We start from the raw sequence: 17,709 nt of genomic DNA on the forward strand, positions 1-17,709 counted from the left end.
GGTGGGAGGGCCGCGCTGATGGCTGGCTCTTTCCAGTACCGGCTGCGCGCCGAGCGCCGGCCCATCAGTGTGGAGGGCTACCGCCAGGCCGCGCGGCGCGCCTTGCCCGGTATGGTCTGGGCCTATCTGGACGGCAGCGCCGACGACAACGTGACGGCCGGCGACAACACCGGCTCCTTCCAGCGCTGGCGGCTGCGCCAGCGCGTGCTGACCGGCCACGCGCGCGTGCAACTGGCCAGCCGCATGGCCGGTACCGGGCTGGCGATGCCGCTGGCCCTCGCGCCCACCGGACTGACCGGCCTGTCGCACTGGAGCGGGGACCCGGCCTGCGCGCGCGCGGCGGAGGCGGCGGGCACGCGCCTGGTGCTGAGCACCGCGTCTTCGTACACGCTGGAGGAGGTGGCGAGCGCCACCGAGCAGAACCATTGGTTCCAGCTCTACCCCTTTGGCGACAAGCCCTTCGTCGGCGGCCTGCTGCGGCGCGCGCGGGATTCGGGCTACACCGCCTTGTTCGTCACCGTGGATGTGCCGGTGCGCGGCAACCGTGAAGGCGAGCGCATCAGCGGCATGACCGTGCCGCCGACCCTCACGCCGGCCAGCGTGCTCGACGCCGCGCTGCACCCGCGCTGGTGGTGGAACCTGCTGCGCCACCGCCGCCTGGCGGCGGCGAACTATGTGTCCTCGGGCCTGCGGGGTGCGGCGGCGGCTGTGCAGTCGGTGCGCGCGCAGGAGCGCTTCATGCAGGCCGACCTGCACTGGGACGACCTGGCCTGGATGCGCGAGCAGTGGAAGGGGCCGATCTACGTCAAGGGACTGCTCGATCCGGACGACGCCGAGCGCGCGGTGGACCGCATCGGCGTGGACGGCATCGTGGTCTCCAACCACGGCGGCCGCCAGCTCGACAACGTGCAGGCCAGCGTCGATGCATTGCCGGCCATCGCCGCGCGCGTGGGCGACCGTTGCGAAGTGCTGCTGGACGGCGGCGTGCGCCGGGGCACCGACGTGATCAAGGCGCTGTGCCTGGGCGCGCGCGGCGTCTTCATCGGCCGTCCCTACGTGTACGGCCTGGCGGCCGACGGTGAGGCCGGCGTGCGCGACGTGCTGGCCATCCTGCGGGCAGAAATGGAACGCGCGCTGGTGCTCATGGGCTGCCCGTCGGTGGCCGAGCTGGACCGCGGCTGGCTGCTGCCCGCGCCGGGTTGCGCCGACCACACGAGGAGCGAAGCATGAAGAACGCGTTGAGCCGGGCCGTTGGCCGCTTTTTCCACACCGTCGAAAGCCTGCTGGCGCTGCTGCTGGTGGGCATGGTGGTGCTGGTGTTCGGCAATGTGGTGCTGCGCTATGGCTTTGACACCGGCATCATCATCTCGGAAGAAGTCTCGCGCTTCTTCTTCATCTGGCTGGTGTTCGTGGGCGCGGTGGTGGCCATGCGCGACAGCCAGCACCTGGGCATGGACACCCTGGTCTCGCGACTGCCACGCGGCGGCCAACTGGCCTGCGCGGTGTTCACGCAACTCATGATCCTGCTGTGCTGCGCCCTGCTGTTGCAGGGCTGCTGGCTGCAGCACGAGTTCAATGCCGACAGCGCGGCCCCCGTTACCGGCCTGCCCATGATCTGGGTCTATGGCGTGGGTTACGTCACCGGCACCGGCATCGGCCTGATCGCCCTGCACCGCATCTGGCGCATTCTCACCGGCCGCGCCTCGCGCGCCGAGCTGGGTCTCTCACCCTCCGGGGACATCACGTGACCATCGCGATCTTTCTCGTCTCCATGCTCGGCGCCATGGCGCTGGGCATTCCCATCGCCTTCGCCCTGCTGCTGTGCGGCATCGCGCTCATGCTGGCCCAGGGTGGCGTGGACACGACCATCTTCGCGCAGAAGCTGCTGGAAGGCGCGGACAGCTTTCCGCTGCTCGCCATTCCGTTCTTCATGCTGGCGGGCGAACTCATGAACGCGGGGGGTCTGTCACGGCGGATCGTGAACTTCGCGCTCGCCTGGGTGGGCCACCTGCGCGGCGGCCTGGGCTTCGTGGCCATCTTCGCCGCCGTCGTGCTGGCCGCGATCTCGGGCTCGGCCGCGGCCGACGCAGCCGCGCTGGGCACCATGCTGATCCCCATGATGCGCAAGGCCGGTTACGACGTGCCGCGCGCGGCAGGCCTGATCGCCGCCGGCAGCGTGATCGCGCCGGTGCTGCCCCCCTCTGTGGCGCTGATCGTCTTCGGCGTGGTGGCCAATGTCTCCATCGGCAAACTCTTCATGGCCGGCATCGCACCGGGCCTGATGATGGGCGCTGCGCTGCTGCTCACCTGGCTGCTGGTCTCGCGCCGCGACAACACGCAGGTGCTGCCGCGCCAGCCGATGCGCGCCCGCGTGCGCGCCGGCCTGGACGGCTTGTGGGCCCTGCTGATGCCGGCGGGCATCATTGGCGGCATGCGGTTCGGCGTGTTCACGCCGACAGAGGCCGCCGTGGCTGCCAGCGTGTACGCCTTCGTGGTGGGCATGTTCGTCTACCGCGAACTCAAGTGGGGCGACCTGCGCGAGCTGCTGGTGCGTTCGGCCAAGGGCACGGCGGTGGTGGTGTTCCTCATCGCGGCGGCCCTGGTCTCGGCCTGGATGATCACGGTCTCCAACGTGCCCGACCAAGTGGCCGGCATCCTGGGCCCCTTCATGGACAGCCCTCGCCTGCTGATGTTCGTGATCATGCTGCTGGTGATCGTGGTCGGCACGGCGCTGGATTTCGCGCCGACGGTGATGATCCTCACCCCGGTGCTCATGCCGGTGATTGCGCAGGCCGGCATCGACCCGGTGTACTTCGGCGTGCTGTTCGTGATGAACAACGCCATCGGCCTGATCACACCGCCCGTGGGCGTGGTGCTCAACGTGCTCAGCGGTTCGGCGTCCATTTCCATGGATGCGGTCACGCGCGGCGTCTTCCCGTTCCTCGTGGCCGAGATCGCGGTCCTGTTCCTGCTCGTGGCCTTTCCCCAACTGGTGATGGTGCCCCTTCGCTGGTTGACCTGAGGCCTGCTCCCGCTTTTGCTTCCCCATCCCCAGAACCTACCAAGGAGACTTCATGAAGTTCGCAAGCCGTCTTTCCCTGCGCGCCGTGGCCCTCGCGGGCGCCGTGCTGTCCCTGGCGCTGCCCGCCCACGCGGAGTTCCAGGAGCGCACCATCAAGGTGTCGACCACCGTCAACAAGGAGCACTCCATCGCGCTGGGCATGGTCAAGCTCGCGCAGTGCGCCGCCGACAAGTCCGGCGGGAAGATGAAGATCCAGCTGTACCCGGGCGCCGTTCTCGGCTCCGACCCGCAGGTGGTGCAGCAGTTGCGTACCGGTTCGCTGGACATGATGTCGGTCGCACCGTCGACGCTGGTGGCCTTCCTGCCGGCCGCCGGCGTGCTCGACCTGCCGTTCCTGATCCAGAACGAGAAGGAGGCCGATGCCTTGCTCGACGGCAAGGCGGGCACCTACTTCGGTTCGCTGTTGCCTGCGGTGGGCCTGGTGCATCTGGCCTGGACGGAGGCGGGCTTCAAGCACATCACGAGTTCGCGCAAGCCCGTCGCGCGGCACGAAGACATCCAGGGCCAGAAGCTGCGCGTGCTGCAGAACAGCATCTTTGTCGATGCCTTCGCCAACTGGGGCGCCGTGCCATCGACCATGGCCTTCAGCGAGCTCTACTCCGGCCTGGAGACCAAGACCGTGGACGGTCAGGAGAACTCGCTCAACGTGATCGACACCGGCAAGTTCTTTGAGGTGCAGAAGTACCTCTCGCTCACGCGCCACGCCTACCAGTCCACCATGACGGTCTACTCCAAACGCCTGTTCGACCGCCTCTCGCCCGAGGAGCAGGCGACGCTGCGCGACTGTTCGGTGCAGGGCCGCGACGAGCAACGCCGGCTCAACCGCGAACAGGAAGCACGCAACCTGGCGAAGTTCAAGGCCGCTGGCATGGTGGTCAACGAGATGACGCCGGCCGAAGTCGCGCGCATGCGCGAGAAGGCCCAGCCGATCTACGACAAGTACGCCAAACCCATCGGCGAGGACACACTCAAGCTCTTCAACGACGAACTCAAGCGCCTGCGGGGCGGCTGATCACAGGTGGGGTTCAGGCGGGCGGCCTGCGCTGGCAGGCCAGCCAGGCCATCCAGGCCAGCCCGCCCGCCAGCACCAGCGAGGTGCCGGTGCGGGCGTAGGCCTCGGCCAGCGCGGGCAGCTGCGGCGGCCAGCGGATGGAGATGACCGGAATCGAGGTGGCCACGAGGGCGAACCAGCCCAGCACCTGGGCCATGCGGTCCGTCCCGATGGCGGGTTCGTCGAGCCGCTGGAAGAAATGTGCGGCTGGCAGCAGGAACCAGCAGAAGTAGTGCGACCACGACAGCGGGCTGGTGACGCAGGCCAGCGCCAGCACCAGCATGAATTCGGTGTCGCTGCCCGAGGGCCGGGACGCGGGCAGCGCCGCCGCCACCGAACGGGTGCGCCAGAGCCAGAGAAAGACCCCGGCGTACAGCAGCACCACCCATGCGGCAGACAAGGGCTTGCCCCAACCGCTCAGGGGAGTGACCTCCCACAGGAAGAGCCCCTGCGCGCCCACCTGCAGGCGCAGCACGAAGGCCTGGATGGACTGCACGTTGAAGGCCGGCATCGGGTCCTGGCCGTAGGGCTTGATGCAGAGTTCGTACCAGCGAACGTGGGTCTCCCAGCCGAACACCGCCAGCGAAGCCAGTACCGCGAGCGCGCACACCACGGCCCCGCCCAGCGCCACGCGCCAGCGGCCACGCAGGAAGTAGTAGACACCGAAGAGCAGGAAGGGCAGCTTGATCACCGCCAGCGCGCCCAGCAGACAACCGGCGCGCAGGTCTTGCCCGCGCCGCAACTGCAGCATGGCGACGGCCAGCGGCCAGAGCAGGAAATGGGAGATGTTGCCTTCGCGCACGCTGTAGATCAGCGGGCCGGAGGCGGCGAAGGCCAGCAGCAACAATGCGGCTGACCGGCGTTGCAATTCCAGGCCGCGCACCAGGGTCACCCAGGCACCGAAAGCGCAGGCCAGGCCGATGAGAGAGAACAGCACCGCCGATGCCTTGAACGGCAGAAAGGCAAACGGCCAGAACAGGTAGGCAACGATGGGCAGGTTGACGAAGCCGTTGATGCCTTTTTCAAACAGCGGCGCCAGCGCTTCGCGCGACTCGCGCACCGCGATGCCCCCCTCCAGATAGGCCTCGCGGAAATCCTCGAACAGGCCTTTGGGGTCCGACATGGCGAAGACCGCCACGGCCATGAGACCCGCCATGGCGAGCGCGCCGATCGCGAAAGCCGCCGTGCCCTGCCGCTCGCGCGTACCCCAGGCGAGCAGCACGGCCAGGCCGGCGGCGAACGCAAGGAGATGAACGCTGTGGGCGAGCCATGCGCCCATCATCGGACCGGGACCCTCGCATCGGCCAGCGCCGTCGTGGCCGCCACGCCCAGCAGGTCGGCCGCCGCCCCAGGCTCCGGCTGCGCGGGCAGCAGGTCCTTGAGCAGGTACAGGGGCCGGCCCTTGGTCTCGTCGAACATGCGGGCGACGTACTCTCCCAGGATGCCGATGGTCACGAGCTGTATGCCGCCCAGCATCAGGACCACCGCCATCAGCGAGGGATAGCCTTGCACAGGATCACCGAACAGCAGGGTCTTGCCGACGATCCAGAGCAGGTAGAGGAAGGCGACGGCGGCGGTCAGGAAGCCGACGTAGGTGGCGACCTTCAGCGGCGCGGTGGAGAAGGAGGTGATGCCTTCGAGCGCGAAGTTCCAGAGCTTCCAGTAGTTGAACTTGGTCGTGCCGGCCACGCGCGCCTCGCGGTGGTAGCGCACCGCGCACTGGCGGAAGCCCACCCAGGCGAACAGGCCTTTCATGAAACGGTGCTGCTCGCGGCACAGCTTGAGGGCGTCGACGGAGCGCCGGCTCATGAGGCGGAAATCGCCCGTATCGGCCGGAATGTCGACGCGGCTGAGCTTGCGCATGGCGCGGTAGAACAGGAACGCCGTGACTTTCTTGGTGGCGCTCTCGCCGTCGCGCTCGATGCGCTGGCCGTACACCACGTCGTAGCCGGCCTGCCATTTGGTGATGAACTCTCGGATCAGCTCGGGCGGGTCCTGCAGGTCCACGTCGATGACCACCACCACCTCGCCGCGCGCATGGTCGATGCCGGCCGACAGAGCAATCTCCTTGCCGAAGTTGCGGCTGAGGCTGAGCAGCGCGATACGCGGGTCCTGCTCACGCAGGGCCTGCACGTCGCGCACCGTGCCGTCGGAACTGCCGTCGTCGACGAACACGATTTCCGCCGGGCAGCCGATGTCTTCCAGGATGCGGCTCATGCGCGCATGGAAGTGCTGGACGACGCCTTCCTCGTTGAAGACTGGCACCACCACCGACAGCAGCGTCGGCAGGCGGGCGCCCGTGGCGGCCGAGGGCGCCAGCGTTGCGGTATTGACCAGGCTGTTCATCGTTTTCTCCCAAAAGTCCATTTCGCGTTCAGGACGAACCCCAGCAACAGCACCAGCCCGGTGGCGACGACCTGTGCCAGCAGGTAGTGCAGGCCGAGCAGAGCGGTCAGCACGAACATGCTGGCGGCGTTGACGGCCAGGCCAATCGCCGCGACGGCCATGAAGCGCGGAAACGCATGGCGATGGCCATGGCTGCTGCGGAACGTCCAGTGGTAATTGATGGTGTAGTTGATGAGCGCGCCCACGAGGGATCCGCACACGGAACCCACCACGGCGGACAGGCCCAGGCCCGAGACCAGCACCACCAGCACCAGGTAGTGCGCCGCCGTGCCCACTGCGCCGGCGCTGGCGAAGCGCAGGAACAGCGCCCACAGGCGCAGGCCCTCTCGCTGGAGAGGGCTCGCCGCGCCGGACGCCCTAGACATCCGGCCTCCCTGGGGAGTGGGGTTTCATTGGAAGCGGCCCTTGAGCTTGAGAAACTGGCTCTCCATGAGGTGCCAGCTCGCCATGACGAAGACGAACAGGACGACCACCGCGACGGCGATGGAACCGATCATCTCACCCGTGCCGTCGCCGCCGCGCACGCTTCGCGCGAGTTCGGAATGAAAGATGATCATCCAAAGAATGGGATGCCAGACGTACAGGCCATAGCTGTACTTGCCGAACCAGCGCAGCACGCCGTTCTCGAAGACCTGCCGCAGGCGGGTGGTCATCGACAGCACGATGGTGCACACGCCAACCACGGCGACCAGGGAAAAGCCATAGGTCTCCATCGGCAGGGTGTGGGGGGAGACGTTGCGCGTGGCAGCGACGGTGAGCAGCAGGCCCAGGGCGGCCGCGCCACCCGCCCACATCGCCGGGCGGCGCAGTTTCTGCGGGGCGATGCCCTGCGCGCCGCCGCGGATGGCCAAGGCCAGCAAGGCGCCCATGGCGAGGGAGTCCATGCGGAAAGGGCTGAGCACGTAGAGCGCGGCAGGATTGTCTTGCGTGACGGCGAACGCCGTGCGCATGAGCGGCGCGGCCATGCACATGGCCAACGCCATGGCCATGGCGCCCCGGCGGTTGAGCGCGAACACCACAAAGGGCCAGAGCATGTAGAACTGTTCCTCGATCGCCAGCGACCAGAAGTGGTCCATGAGTCCGAAGGAGCCGTAGTCCTTCACGGCGATGACGAAGTTGGTGAGGTAGAGCCAGAGCCAGATGTCGCTCTGGTGGCCGTAGAGACCGAGGTTGGGCCAGGCCGCGCGCAACAGCAGCAGGAACAGCAGAGCGCAGAAGTAGAGCGGAAAGATGCGCAACGCTCGGCGCATGTAGAAGTTCTTGAAGAAGTGCGCGTGGTTCTTGCTGTCGTACAGGATGCCGGTGATCAGAAACCCCGAGAGCACGAAAAACAGGTCCACGCCCACCCAACCGAAGCTGGCCACGAGGTGGAAACGGTTGACGAAGTCGAACTCGACCGCCAGGCTGCGGGCCAGGTGGTAGCACAGCACCAGCAGAATGGCCACGCCACGGATGCCATCGAGCGCGAGCACGTGAGAGTGCGGTGCGCTCGCGGGCTGCGCCACGGCCGTGGCCTGGGGCATCGCGCCCTGGTGGTGACTACCTGCCTGCGCCATACGGAACTTTGTAGAGCGCGCCATTGGCGGAAACATAGGCCGTGGCAGTGCGAGGGTCGACCACGATGCTGCGCAGCCAGGGGCCGAGGTAGATGCGGCTCAGCACCTTGCCCGTGGCCAGTTCCTGAATCTCGATCTGGCCTGTGGCCAGACTGCCGCTGACCAGCCAGTCACGCTGGGTGTCGATGGCCATCACACGCACGCCGAACACACTCTTGATCTCGCCCAGCAAGGCCAGGCTGCGGGCATCGAAGCGCAGCACGCTGGAACGCAACGGCGAGGCGAGCAGCAGTTCACCGCGTGCCTCATCGAACGCCATGCGGTCCACACGGGCATCGGTGCGCACCTCACCGGAGAACTCGCGACGTTCCAGGTCATAGACCATGAGGCTGCTGGAATTGCGGAAGAAGCTGAGGTAGAGCAGCGAACCCTGCGGATGCAGCAGCAGGTTGCCTGCGTCCACGTCTCGCTTGTCGAGAGAGCGGCCGCTCTGGCGATCCACGACGATGAACGGGCTGCCCACACGCTCATCGGCCTCAGAGGCGACCACCAGTGTGTTGGTACGGCCGTCGGCGGCGATCCAGGGATCTCCGGGGGAAATATCGGGCAGGGGCACTTCGCGTCGCAGCGCCAGGGTGGTGGCGTCGAAGTACTGCAGCATGCGGGTCTGCAGGTTGAGGGTGTACACCTCGCCAGCGCGTGGATCGTAGGCAAATCCCTGGGCTCCGCCGGTCGATACCTCGGAACTGATCATGGCGTGGTGTGGATCCTGGGTGTCGATGCGCTGCAGATTGCGCACACCGTGGCCCGTCACATACAGGTAGCGGCCGCCGGGGTCGAGGGCGAGGCCATTGATGTTGCGCTCCTGTAGGATTTCAACACCCGCGGGCATGCGCAGCGCGCGTTCTGCCTCGACGAGCCGGGGCCCGCCAACGAGGCCACCCACTGCAGCGGCGGTGATGAGCCACCCGGGCAGGTAGGCCAGACTGGAGCGCGTGGGCACGACGGGGGCAGGCTCCGCTGGGTGGCGGCGGAACCGCATCCAGGCCCAGTACAACCGGAAAAAGAACAGCTCGGCCACGCCCACGCCCCAGGCCATGAGCCGGGACCACATGGGGTGCGCACCGGTGACGGGCAACTGGTTGAGCACCAGGCAGAGCATGGGCGGGAAGGCCCGCCATGGGCTGGTGCCGGTACCGAGGAACAAGGCCAGGATCAGGCCGCAACCGATCAGCACGGTCGCGGCGTAGGCGCCCCAGGCTGACAGCGCCGCGCTGGCGCGGCGGTACAGCAACCACAGCACCGCCACCGTCAGCGCGAACAGACCGATGCGGGTGAATGGCGTGCTCAGCACGGTGATGCTGAATTCGGTCACGCGCTCGATACCGAAATAGCGTTCGGTCAGGTCGAGCAGAGGCCGCCGCAGAAGCACCAGCAGCACCAGCAGCAGCGGGATGCGCAGCAGCGCCCACACCCACGTGGCGTAACCACCGGAGCCGGCCAAGCCGGCGCCCGGAATCGGTGGTTGCAAACTAGCCGGCATGAGCCACCATGGGTGTTGAGAGGGACTGTCTCATCGCGAAAAGCGTGAGCCTGGACAAGGGAAACGTAGGAACTAAGGCCTAACCGCCCGGAGTATATAGACGGGTCTTGAATCCCCAAGGCCCGCAAAAGCAGGCTTCTTGGGCGATGTCGACAAATGCACACTTCGCGTCGGCGAATCGGGAAAATTCCAACGTTTCGCCGCGATCCGCGCGGATGGCCTGGTGGCTCAGGGCGATCGCGGAAGGTCGGTGTAGTCCAGTTGCACCAACGAGGCGGGGTCGCAATTCGCGCCCTGCGGCGGACTGGACAGCACCTCGAGATAGGCGTTGGGAGGCGTTCGCTGGCGCCACGCCAGCAGGGGCCGGGCGAACGCGGCGTCCCTCAGGTCGTCTCCGTGCAGCCCCGTCGACACCACGGCCTCGGCCACGTCATACGGGAAATCCCGTCCGGCCGCAAAGCCGCTGGCATCGCTGACGACCACGCCTCCCAGATAGCGTTCTCGGTGGGCTGGCCCCCCTTGCTCGGCGCGTTCGAGCCAGAGCCACTGTTTGGCGCCCTGCGACCACAACCAGGGCCGCCAGGCTGTTGTCAACGCGGGGTAGGCGTCGTGCGCGGGCGCGCCGGGCACCAGGCCATTCCAGCGCAGCGCCGCCCTGGGCCGGCCTCGGGCCGGCGCAGCGAGCTGGAAAATGCCCGCCGCCAGCAGTTGCTCGTCCGTGCCAAAGACCAGTTTGAGCCAGAGGGATCGGTCGCGGCGCATCTCCAGCCGGTACCCTGAACACATGGGCAGCGACCACGCCCGCAGCGGATCGCCCAGGCGAGCCATCACTTGCGACGAAGGCGCCCCCAGGTCCACGGCGGCGGGTGCCCCCGCGAGGGACGCGGTGGACAGCATGGCAACGGCCGTCGACAGGAGCCAGCCCGGCACGTTCACAGCAGCCGCTCCACGCGCCAGGCCGCCGCGACAAGGCCCTCATCGATGTCCAGGCGGATCTGGCTTCGGTAGATTCCCATATAGGCGTCGTACAGTTCATCTGGCGGCGCACCCAGGCCGATGCGCAGTTCCCCGCTCACCCACTCCGCCCGCACGGGCTGCCCATGCTTGAGGCGAAACCGGCCGTGCACCGACACCAGCCAGAGTTCGCGTTCGCGCACGGCCCAGTGCGCGGTGTAGCCGCGCTGCAGCGCGGTGGACCCCTCCCACAGCAGGGGAACACGGTCGACCCGCCGGTCCTCCTCGACCCATTGCGTATCGAAACCCAGGGGCGTGAGCAAGACGCCCGAGGTCTTTTCATCGAATGCGATGGTGTCCAGGATCTGCACGGTCATGGCCCAAGCCTAATGGCTGCGGCCGCAAAAGAAAACGGCCCAGAGGGCCGTTTTCCTGAAAGCGCGGGGAACCTGATCAGGCCGTCACGCCCTTGGCGGTTTCCGCGTATTCCTCGATCTGGTCGAAGTTCATGTAGCGGTACACGCTGGCCTTGTCGGCGTCGATCACACCCATTTCCTTGAGGTACTCTGCCTTGCTGGGCAGGTAGCCCAGGCGCGAGGCGATGGCGGAGAGCTCGGCCGAGCCCAGGAACACGTTGGTGTTCTTGCCCAGGCGGTTGGGGAAGTTGCGCGTGGACGTGGAAATCACCGTCGCGCCCTCGCGCACCTGCGCCTGGTTGCCCATGCACAGCGAGCAGCCGGGCATTTCGGTGCGGGCGCCAGCGGTACCGAAAGCGGCGTAGTGGCCTTCCTTGATCAGTTCGTTCTGGTCCATCTTGGTCGGCGGTGCAACCCACAGCTTGACCGGAATGTCGCGCTGGCCGCCCAGCAGCTTGGCCGCGGCGCGGAAGTGGCCGATGTTGGTCATGCACGAGCCGATGAAGGCTTCGTCGATCTTGGTGCCGGCGACGTCGGACAGGAACTTGGCGTCGTCCGGATCGTTGGGGCAGCAGACGATGGGTTCGGTGATGTCGGCCAGATCGATCTCGATCACGGCGGCGTACTCGGCGTCCTTGTCGGCCTCCAGCAACTGCGGGTTGGCCAGCCAGGCCTGCACTTTCTGGATGCGGCGCTCCAGCGTGCGCTTGTCCTCGTAGCCATCGGCGATCATGTTCTTCATCAGCACGATGTTGCTGTTGAGGTACTCGATGACGGGTTCCTTGTTCAGCTTGATCGTGCAGCCAGCGGCCGAGCGTTCTGCCGAGGCGTCGGACAGTTCGAAGGCCTGTTCCACCTTGAGGTCCGGCAGGCCCTCTATTTCCAGGATGCGGCCGGAGAAGATGTTCTTCTTGCCGGCCTTGGCCACGGTCAGCAGGCCCGCCTTGATGGCGTACAGCGGGATCGCGTGCACCAGGTCGCGCAGCGTCACGCCGGGCTGCAGCTCGCCCTTGAAGCGCACCAGCACGGATTCGGGCATGTCCAGCGGCATCACGCCCGTGGCGGCACCGAAAGCTACCAGCCCGGAGCCGGCCGGGAAGGAGATGCCGATCGGGAAGCGGGTGTGCGAGTCACCACCGGTGCCCACGGTGTCGGGCAGCAGCAGGCGGTTGAGCCAGGAGTGGATCACGCCGTCGCCCGGACGCAGGGCCACGCCACCGCGGTTGCTGATGAAGGCCGGCAGTTCGCGGTGGGTCTTCACATCCACCGGCTTCGGGTAGGCCGCCGTATGGCAGAAGGACTGCATCACCATGTCGGCGCTGAAGCCCAGGCAGGCCAGGTCCTTGAGCTCGTCGCGCGTCATGGGGCCGGTGGTGTCCTGGCTGCCCACGGTGGTCATGCGCGGTTCGCAGTAGGTGCCCGGGCGCACGCCCTGGCCTTCGGGCAGGCCGACCGCGCGGCCGACCATCTTCTGCGCCAGGGTGAACCCGGCCTTGGACACCGCAGGCGCCTGCGGCAGGCGGAACAGCGTGGAGGCTGGCAGCCCCAGGAATTCGCGCGCCTTGGCGGTGAGCGAGCGGCCGATGATCAGGTTGATGCGGCCACCGGCGCGCACTTCGTCGAACAGCACGTCGCTCTTGAGCTTGAACTCGGCCACGGTGGCGCCGTTCTTCACGATCTTGCCGTCGTAGGGCAGCACGTCGACCACGTCGCCCATCTCCAGCTTGGAGACGTCGACCTCGATCGGCAGCGAGCCGGAGTCTTCCTGGGTGTTGAAGAAGATGGGCGCGATCTTGCCGCCCAGCGTGACGCCGCCAAAGCGCTTGTTGGGCACGAAGGGAATGTCCTGGCCGGTGGCCCAGATCACGGAGTTGGTCGCGCTCTTGCGGCTGGAGCCGGTGCCGACCACGTCGCCCACGTAGGCCACCAGATGGCCCTTCTTCTTCAGATCTTCGATGAACTGCATCGGGCCGCGCTTGCCATCCTCTTCCGGCTTGAAGGCCGCGTCGGGGCGGGTGTTCTTGAGCATGGCCAGGTAGTGCAGCGGGATGTCCGGCCGGCTCCAGGCGTCGGGCGCGGGCGACAGGTCGTCGGTGTTGGTCTCGCCGGGCACCTTGAACACCGTCACGGTGATCTTCTTCTCGACTTCGGGGCGGCTGGTGAACCACTCGGCATCGGCCCAGCTCTGCATCACTTCCTGCGCCTTGGCGTTGCCCGCCTTGGCCTTGACGGCGACGTCGTTGAAGTAATCGAACATCAGCAGCGTCTTCTTCAGGCCTTCGGCCGCCACGCCCGCCACCTCGGCGTCATCGAGCAGCTCGATCAGCGGGTGCACGTTGTAGCCGCCCACCATGGTGCCCAGCAGTTCGGTGGCCTTGGCTTTGGACACCAGACCAACCTGGATGTCTCCGTGGGCCACGGCGGCCAGGAAGCTGGCCTTGACCTTGGCCGCATCGTCCACGCCCGGAGGCACGCGGTGCGTGAGCAGGTCCAGCAGGAAGGCATCCTCGCCAGCCGGCGGCGACTTGATCAGCTCGATCAGCGCGGCCACCTGCTTCGCGTCGAGCGGCAGCGGCGGGATGCCCAGCGCGGCGCGTTCGGCGGCGTGGGCACGGTAGTCGGCGAGGAAGGTCGTGGACATGGCGTTCTCCAGAAGAAGGGATGGCGTGGGGTTCTTGTGAGGTTCGGTTGGGGCCGGTGCAAGCAAGCTCAATGCCGCGTGGATGCCGGCTCCGTCAGGTAAGGCTGCACCGTTTCGGGCAGGGGCAGGCCGGTCTGGTGCGCGCGCTCCAGCACCTGCCAGAAATAGCGGTAGCTGGCGCGGTCGTGCAGCCGGCCATCAAACTGCACCGGCGCCCATTCGGCGGCCAGGGCGCGCTCGATGATGGCGGCAGCGGCCTCCACCTCGCGCTCGGCTGGTGCGAAGGCCGCCAGGATGGGACGGATCTGGTCCGGGTGGATGCTCCACATGCGGGTGTAGCCGAGTTCACGGGCGGCCTTGCGGGCCGCGGCCTGCAGGGCGTCCAGATCCTTGAATTCGGTGACCACGCAGTGCGCGGGCACCTTGCCATGGGCATGGCAGGCCGAGGCCATGTCCAGCTTGGCGCGCAGCACCAGCGGATGCGAGAACTGGCCGGCGACGCTCATGGCCTCGGCGGGAATGGCGCCACCGTGCGCAGAGACGAAGTCCATCAGGCCAAAGCTCAGGCTCTGCACACGGGGGTGCGCGGCGATGTCGAAGGCGCGGTGCACGGCGGCGGGCGACTCGATCAGCACATGCAGCGGCAGCCCGTGCGCGCCTGCGGCATCCAGCGCGTCCGAGGCCCGTTGCACGTCGGCCACCGACTCCACCTTGGGCACCATCAGGTGGCACAGGCGATGGCCGGCACGGCCGGCAATGGTGGCAACGTCGGCGTCGAAGCAGGAATGGTCGACCGGATGCACCCGCGCGGCCACGCGGGCCGAGGGGCCCGCGGCCAGGGCCAGTTCCGTCACCAGCCGTGCGTGCTCGGCCTCGCCACCCACAGGCGCACCATCCTCGCAGTCCAGCGTCACGTCGAACACGCAGGTGCCGAATTCCTGCGCCAGCTCGGCCTGCAGCGCCAGGCTCTTTCGCATGCGCGCCTCCACACCGCTGTAGTGGTCACAGACCGGCAGCGCGAACGCGCCGGCCTGGGCACCGAGCAGGATGGAGCGAGGGTGGGTCACCGCGCGGTTACCAAGCAGTTACAGGAGGTGCTTCACACCGTCCTGCTCGCCTTGCAGTTCGGCCAGGGTCTTGTTGATGCACTCCTGGGAGAAGGCATCGATCTCCAGGCCCTCGACAATCTTGTACTTGCCGTTTTCGGTGGTGACCGGGAAACCGAAGATCACATCCTTGGGAATGCCGTACTCACCGTTGGAGGGCACGCCCATGGTGACCCACTTGCCTTGCGAGCCCAGCGCCCAGTCGCGCATATGGTCGATGGCCGCATTGGCCGCCGACGCAGCAGAAGACAGGCCGCGCGCCTCGATGATGGCCGCGCCACGCTTGCCCACGGTGGGCAGGAACACGTCCTTGTTCCAGACCTGGTCGTTGATCAGGTCCTTGACGCTCTTGCCGCCGATGGAAGCGAAACGGTAGTCGGCGTACATGGTGGGCGAGTGGTTGCCCCAGACGGTGAGCTTCTCGATCTCGCCGACCTTGCCACCGGTCTTGGCGGCGATCTGGCTAGCGGCACGGTTGTGGTCCAGGCGCAGCATGGCGGTGAAGTTCTCGCGCGGCAGGCTGGGCGCGCTCTTCATGGCGATGTAGGCATTGGTGTTGGCCGGGTTGCCGACCACCAGCACCTTGACGTTGCGGCTGGCGACCTTGTCCAGCGCCTTGCCCTGGGCGGTGAAGATCTGTGCATTGGCGGCCAGCAGGTCGGCGCGCTCCATGCCGGGGCCGCGCGGGCGGGCGCCGACCAGCAGAGCGTAGTCGGTGTCCTTGAATGCGGTCATGGGGTCGCTGTGCGCTTCCATGCCGGCCAGCAGCGGGAAGGCGCAATCGTCGAGCTCCATCATCACGCCCTTGAGCGCCTTCTGGGCTTTCTCGTCGGGAATTTCCAGCAGTTGCAGGATCACCGGCTGGTCCTTGCCCAGCATCTCGCCCGAGGCGATGCGAAACAGCAGGGCGTAACCGATCTGGCCAGCGGCGCCGGTAACGGCCACGCGAACAGGCTTCTTGCTCATGATGAAAACTCCGGAAAAGGGCGTTGGAAGGTAAGCGGGAGGGAAGAGCGCGTCGCCCGCCGGGGGCGTCATGGAGGCCGGGAAAAACCGTGGTCCCTGATTCGAACTCAGCCGGCGAGTGTACTCTCGCAAACCCTGAGGCGTCAATTTGTCTTATGTCTTATATAAGATATGATTGCACCGCCTTTTCCACCTCATTCCATGGCCCCTCCTTCCCACACCCCTGCCACCGACGCCGTACCTGGCGATGCCGGCGTGTCGGTTGGTGCCGAGGGTGCAGCACCCGCCTTCAGCCCGCTGTACCAGCAGATCAAGAACCTGATCCTGCGCAGCCTGCAGGCCGGCGAATGGAAGCCCGGGGACATGATCCCCAGCGAGTTCGACCTGGCCGCGCGCTTTCGCGTCAGCCAGGGCACGGTGCGCAAGGCGATCGACGAACTGGCCACCGACAACCTGCTGGTGCGCCGCCAGGGCAAGGGCACCTTCGTGGCCACGCACGCCGAGCAGCACACGCAGTACCGCTTCCTGCGCCTGCTGCCCGACGTGGGCACCCTGCAGGAACAGGGCCAGGCCGAGCGGCGCATCATCGAATGCCGGCGCCTGCGCGCACCTGCGGAAGTGGCGCGGCAGTTGGCGCTTCGCACCGGTGACGCGGTGCTGCAGGTCCGGCGCGTGCTGGCCTTCGACGGGGTCGCGGCGATCCTGGAAGAAATCTGGCTGCCGGGAGGCCCGTTCAAGGGCCTGACGGTGGAGATGCTCTCTGGCGACAAGGGGCCGATGTACGCCCTGTTCGAGGCGCAGTTCGGCGTGCGCATGGTGCGCGCGACGGAGAAAATCAAGGCCGTGAGCGCCGATGGGGATGCCGCCCCCCTGCTGGGCGTGCCCCCGGGCAGCCCGCTGTTGAGCGTGGAGCGCCTGGCCTTTACCTACAACGACGAACCCATGGAACTCCGGCGAGGCCTCTACAGAACCGAAACCCGGCACTACCGCAACGAACTGAGCTAGAAGCTCCACCAACACCGAGCAAAGCGCTCTGGAACGGCAGGGTGTCAGCCAACGGCATGGTGCGTTGCAATAGAATTTGCAAGCTCTTGGTATAACCGTTGGAAAAAGTTACCAACGCGTTACAGCGGAGCGACACCGCTTTTCCCTTCCCTGCAAGAAAGCCCCACCATGACCGAGTTGACCCGAAAGCGGCCCGAGTACCGCAACATCAACGCCTTCAAGGACCTCACCACCTACCGGCTGCCCGCCGCAGGCTGGGTGTCGATCCTGCACCGCGCCAGCGGCGCCCTGATGTTCCTGCTGCTGCCGCTGATCGTCTGGCTGTTCGACACCTCCGTGTCGTCAGAGATTTCCTTCGAGCAGTTCAGCGCCGCCTTCTCTGTCGGCCTGGGGTTCGTGCCCGGCTGGCTGTTCAAGCTGGTGGTGCTGGCCTTGATCTGGGCCTACCTGCACCACCTCATTGCCGGTCTGCGCCACCTCTACATGGACGCGTTCCATGCGGTCAGCAAGGGCTTCGGCAAATCCTCCGCCATCGCCACCCTGGCGATCAGCATCGCGCTCACCCTGTTGCTGGGCGCCAAGCTGTTCGGCGCGTACTGAGCTCAAGGAATCCCCATGTCTGTCAACTACGGATCCAAGCGCGTCGTCACCGGCGCCCACTACGGCCTGCGCGACTGGCTGGCCCAGCGCATCACCGCCGCCCTGATGGCGCTGTTCACACTGATCGTGCTGCTGCGCGTGCTGTTCACCAGCGGCCCCATCGGCTACGAGAGCTGGGCCGCGATTTTCTCGGCCCAATGGATGAAGGCGCTGACCTTCGCAGTCTTCGTGGCCCTGGCCTACCACGTGTGGGTCGGCATGCGCGACATCTGGATGGACTACGTCAAGCCCGCCGGCATCCGCCTCGTCCTGCACGTCTTCACCATCGTCTGGCTCCTGTCTTGCCTGGGCTGGGCTGTTCAAGTTCTCTGGAGGCTCTGAAG

At 66.9% G+C, this 17,709-nt stretch carries 17 protein-coding genes; 7 read left to right on the forward strand and 10 right to left on the reverse strand.

The window, feature by feature from the left end; translation table 11 throughout:
* Window positions 1-18: 18 nt before the first annotated feature.
* Genes KIT53_RS05735 through KIT53_RS05750 form a run of 4 tightly spaced genes read left to right on the forward strand, consistent with a single transcriptional unit; the run spans window position 19 to window position 4,094 of the window.
* Window positions 19-1,230, forward strand: a complete 1,212-nt coding sequence (locus KIT53_RS05735; RefSeq protein ID WP_297749036.1) for an alpha-hydroxy acid oxidase — start codon at window positions 19-21, stop codon at window positions 1,228-1,230.
* The gene (locus KIT53_RS05740; protein ID WP_297749039.1) at window positions 1,227-1,748 is read left to right on the forward strand and encodes a TRAP transporter small permease; all 522 of its coding nucleotides are present in this window, start codon (window positions 1,227-1,229) and stop codon (window positions 1,746-1,748) included. Before KIT53_RS05735 ends, KIT53_RS05740 begins: the two co-directional genes overlap by 4 nt.
* Complete coding sequence (locus tag KIT53_RS05745) at window positions 1,745-3,022, forward strand: TRAP transporter large permease subunit (RefSeq protein ID WP_297749042.1); 1,278 nt, start codon at window positions 1,745-1,747, stop codon at window positions 3,020-3,022. The genes KIT53_RS05740 and KIT53_RS05745 overlap by 4 nt, the downstream gene beginning before the upstream one ends.
* Window positions 3,023-3,074: 52 nt before the next feature.
* Window positions 3,075-4,094: a DctP family TRAP transporter solute-binding subunit gene (locus tag KIT53_RS05750; RefSeq protein ID WP_297749045.1), complete on the forward strand. Its 1,020-nt coding sequence runs from the start codon at window positions 3,075-3,077 to the stop codon at window positions 4,092-4,094.
* 13 nt (window positions 4,095-4,107) lie between these two features.
* Here KIT53_RS05750 and KIT53_RS05755 read toward each other — a convergent pair whose 3' ends face one another.
* The 10 genes from KIT53_RS05755 to KIT53_RS05800 all read right to left on the reverse strand — a co-directional run bounded on the left by KIT53_RS05755 (window position 4,108) and on the right by KIT53_RS05800 (window position 15,721).
* On the reverse strand, window positions 4,108-5,415 hold the full coding sequence (locus KIT53_RS05755; protein WP_297749047.1) for a glycosyltransferase family 87 protein: 1,308 nt from the start codon (window positions 5,413-5,415) through the stop codon (window positions 4,108-4,110).
* Entirely contained in the window at window positions 5,412-6,479 is a 1,068-nt protein-coding gene (locus tag KIT53_RS05760) for a glycosyltransferase family 2 protein (protein WP_297749050.1), read from the reverse strand. Before KIT53_RS05760 ends, KIT53_RS05755 begins: the two co-directional genes overlap by 4 nt.
* A complete protein-coding gene (locus KIT53_RS05765; RefSeq protein WP_297749053.1) occupies window positions 6,476-6,904 on the reverse strand; it encodes a GtrA family protein in 429 nt (142 codons plus the stop codon). The genes KIT53_RS05760 and KIT53_RS05765 overlap by 4 nt, the downstream gene beginning before the upstream one ends.
* Before the next feature lie 24 nt (window positions 6,905-6,928).
* Window positions 6,929-8,062: an acyltransferase gene (locus tag KIT53_RS05770; RefSeq protein ID WP_297749056.1), complete on the reverse strand. Its 1,134-nt coding sequence runs from the start codon at window positions 8,060-8,062 to the stop codon at window positions 6,929-6,931.
* A 16-nt stretch (window positions 8,063-8,078) separates the two neighbouring features.
* Window positions 8,079-9,626 carry a hypothetical protein gene (locus tag KIT53_RS05775; RefSeq protein WP_297749059.1) on the reverse strand — a complete coding sequence of 516 codons (1,548 nt, stop codon included), beginning with the start codon at window positions 9,624-9,626 and terminating at the stop codon, window positions 8,079-8,081.
* Between the two features lie 240 nt (window positions 9,627-9,866).
* Window positions 9,867-10,568 (reverse strand): hypothetical protein, encoded by a 702-nt coding sequence (locus KIT53_RS05780; protein WP_297749062.1) that lies wholly within the window; start codon window positions 10,566-10,568, stop codon window positions 9,867-9,869.
* 2 nt (window positions 10,569-10,570) lie between these two features.
* The gene (locus KIT53_RS05785; protein WP_297749065.1) at window positions 10,571-10,969 is read right to left on the reverse strand and encodes a hypothetical protein; all 399 of its coding nucleotides are present in this window, start codon (window positions 10,967-10,969) and stop codon (window positions 10,571-10,573) included.
* Window positions 10,970-11,045: 76 nt separating this feature from the next.
* Window positions 11,046-13,649 carry a bifunctional aconitate hydratase 2/2-methylisocitrate dehydratase gene (gene acnB / locus KIT53_RS05790; protein ID WP_297749070.1) on the reverse strand — a complete coding sequence of 868 codons (2,604 nt, stop codon included), beginning with the start codon at window positions 13,647-13,649 and terminating at the stop codon, window positions 11,046-11,048.
* A 68-nt stretch (window positions 13,650-13,717) separates the two neighbouring features.
* Entirely contained in the window at window positions 13,718-14,716 is a 999-nt protein-coding gene (locus KIT53_RS05795) for an aldolase/citrate lyase family protein (protein ID WP_366521898.1), read from the reverse strand.
* Window positions 14,717-14,734: 18 nt separating this feature from the next.
* On the reverse strand, window positions 14,735-15,721 hold the full coding sequence (locus KIT53_RS05800) for a malate dehydrogenase (RefSeq protein WP_297749073.1): 987 nt from the start codon (window positions 15,719-15,721) through the stop codon (window positions 14,735-14,737).
* 201 nt (window positions 15,722-15,922) lie between these two features.
* On the opposite strand from KIT53_RS05800, the gene KIT53_RS05805 reads away from it, so the two are divergent.
* The 3 genes from KIT53_RS05805 (at window position 15,923) to sdhD (ending at window position 17,707) form a co-directional block, all read left to right on the forward strand.
* On the forward strand, window positions 15,923-16,726 hold the full coding sequence (locus tag KIT53_RS05805; protein ID WP_297749076.1) for a GntR family transcriptional regulator: 804 nt from the start codon (window positions 15,923-15,925) through the stop codon (window positions 16,724-16,726).
* 168 nt (window positions 16,727-16,894) lie between these two features.
* Entirely contained in the window at window positions 16,895-17,326 is a 432-nt protein-coding gene (gene sdhC / locus KIT53_RS05810; protein WP_297749079.1) for a succinate dehydrogenase, cytochrome b556 subunit, read from the forward strand.
* Between the two features lie 15 nt (window positions 17,327-17,341).
* Window positions 17,342-17,707 carry a succinate dehydrogenase, hydrophobic membrane anchor protein gene (gene sdhD / locus KIT53_RS05815; RefSeq protein WP_297749083.1) on the forward strand — a complete coding sequence of 122 codons (366 nt, stop codon included), beginning with the start codon at window positions 17,342-17,344 and terminating at the stop codon, window positions 17,705-17,707.
* Window positions 17,708-17,709 lie beyond the last annotated feature (2 nt).

This window comes from Hydrogenophaga sp. (genome assembly GCF_026125785.1).
Classification (GTDB): Bacteria; Pseudomonadota; Gammaproteobacteria; order Burkholderiales; family Burkholderiaceae_C; genus Hydrogenophaga.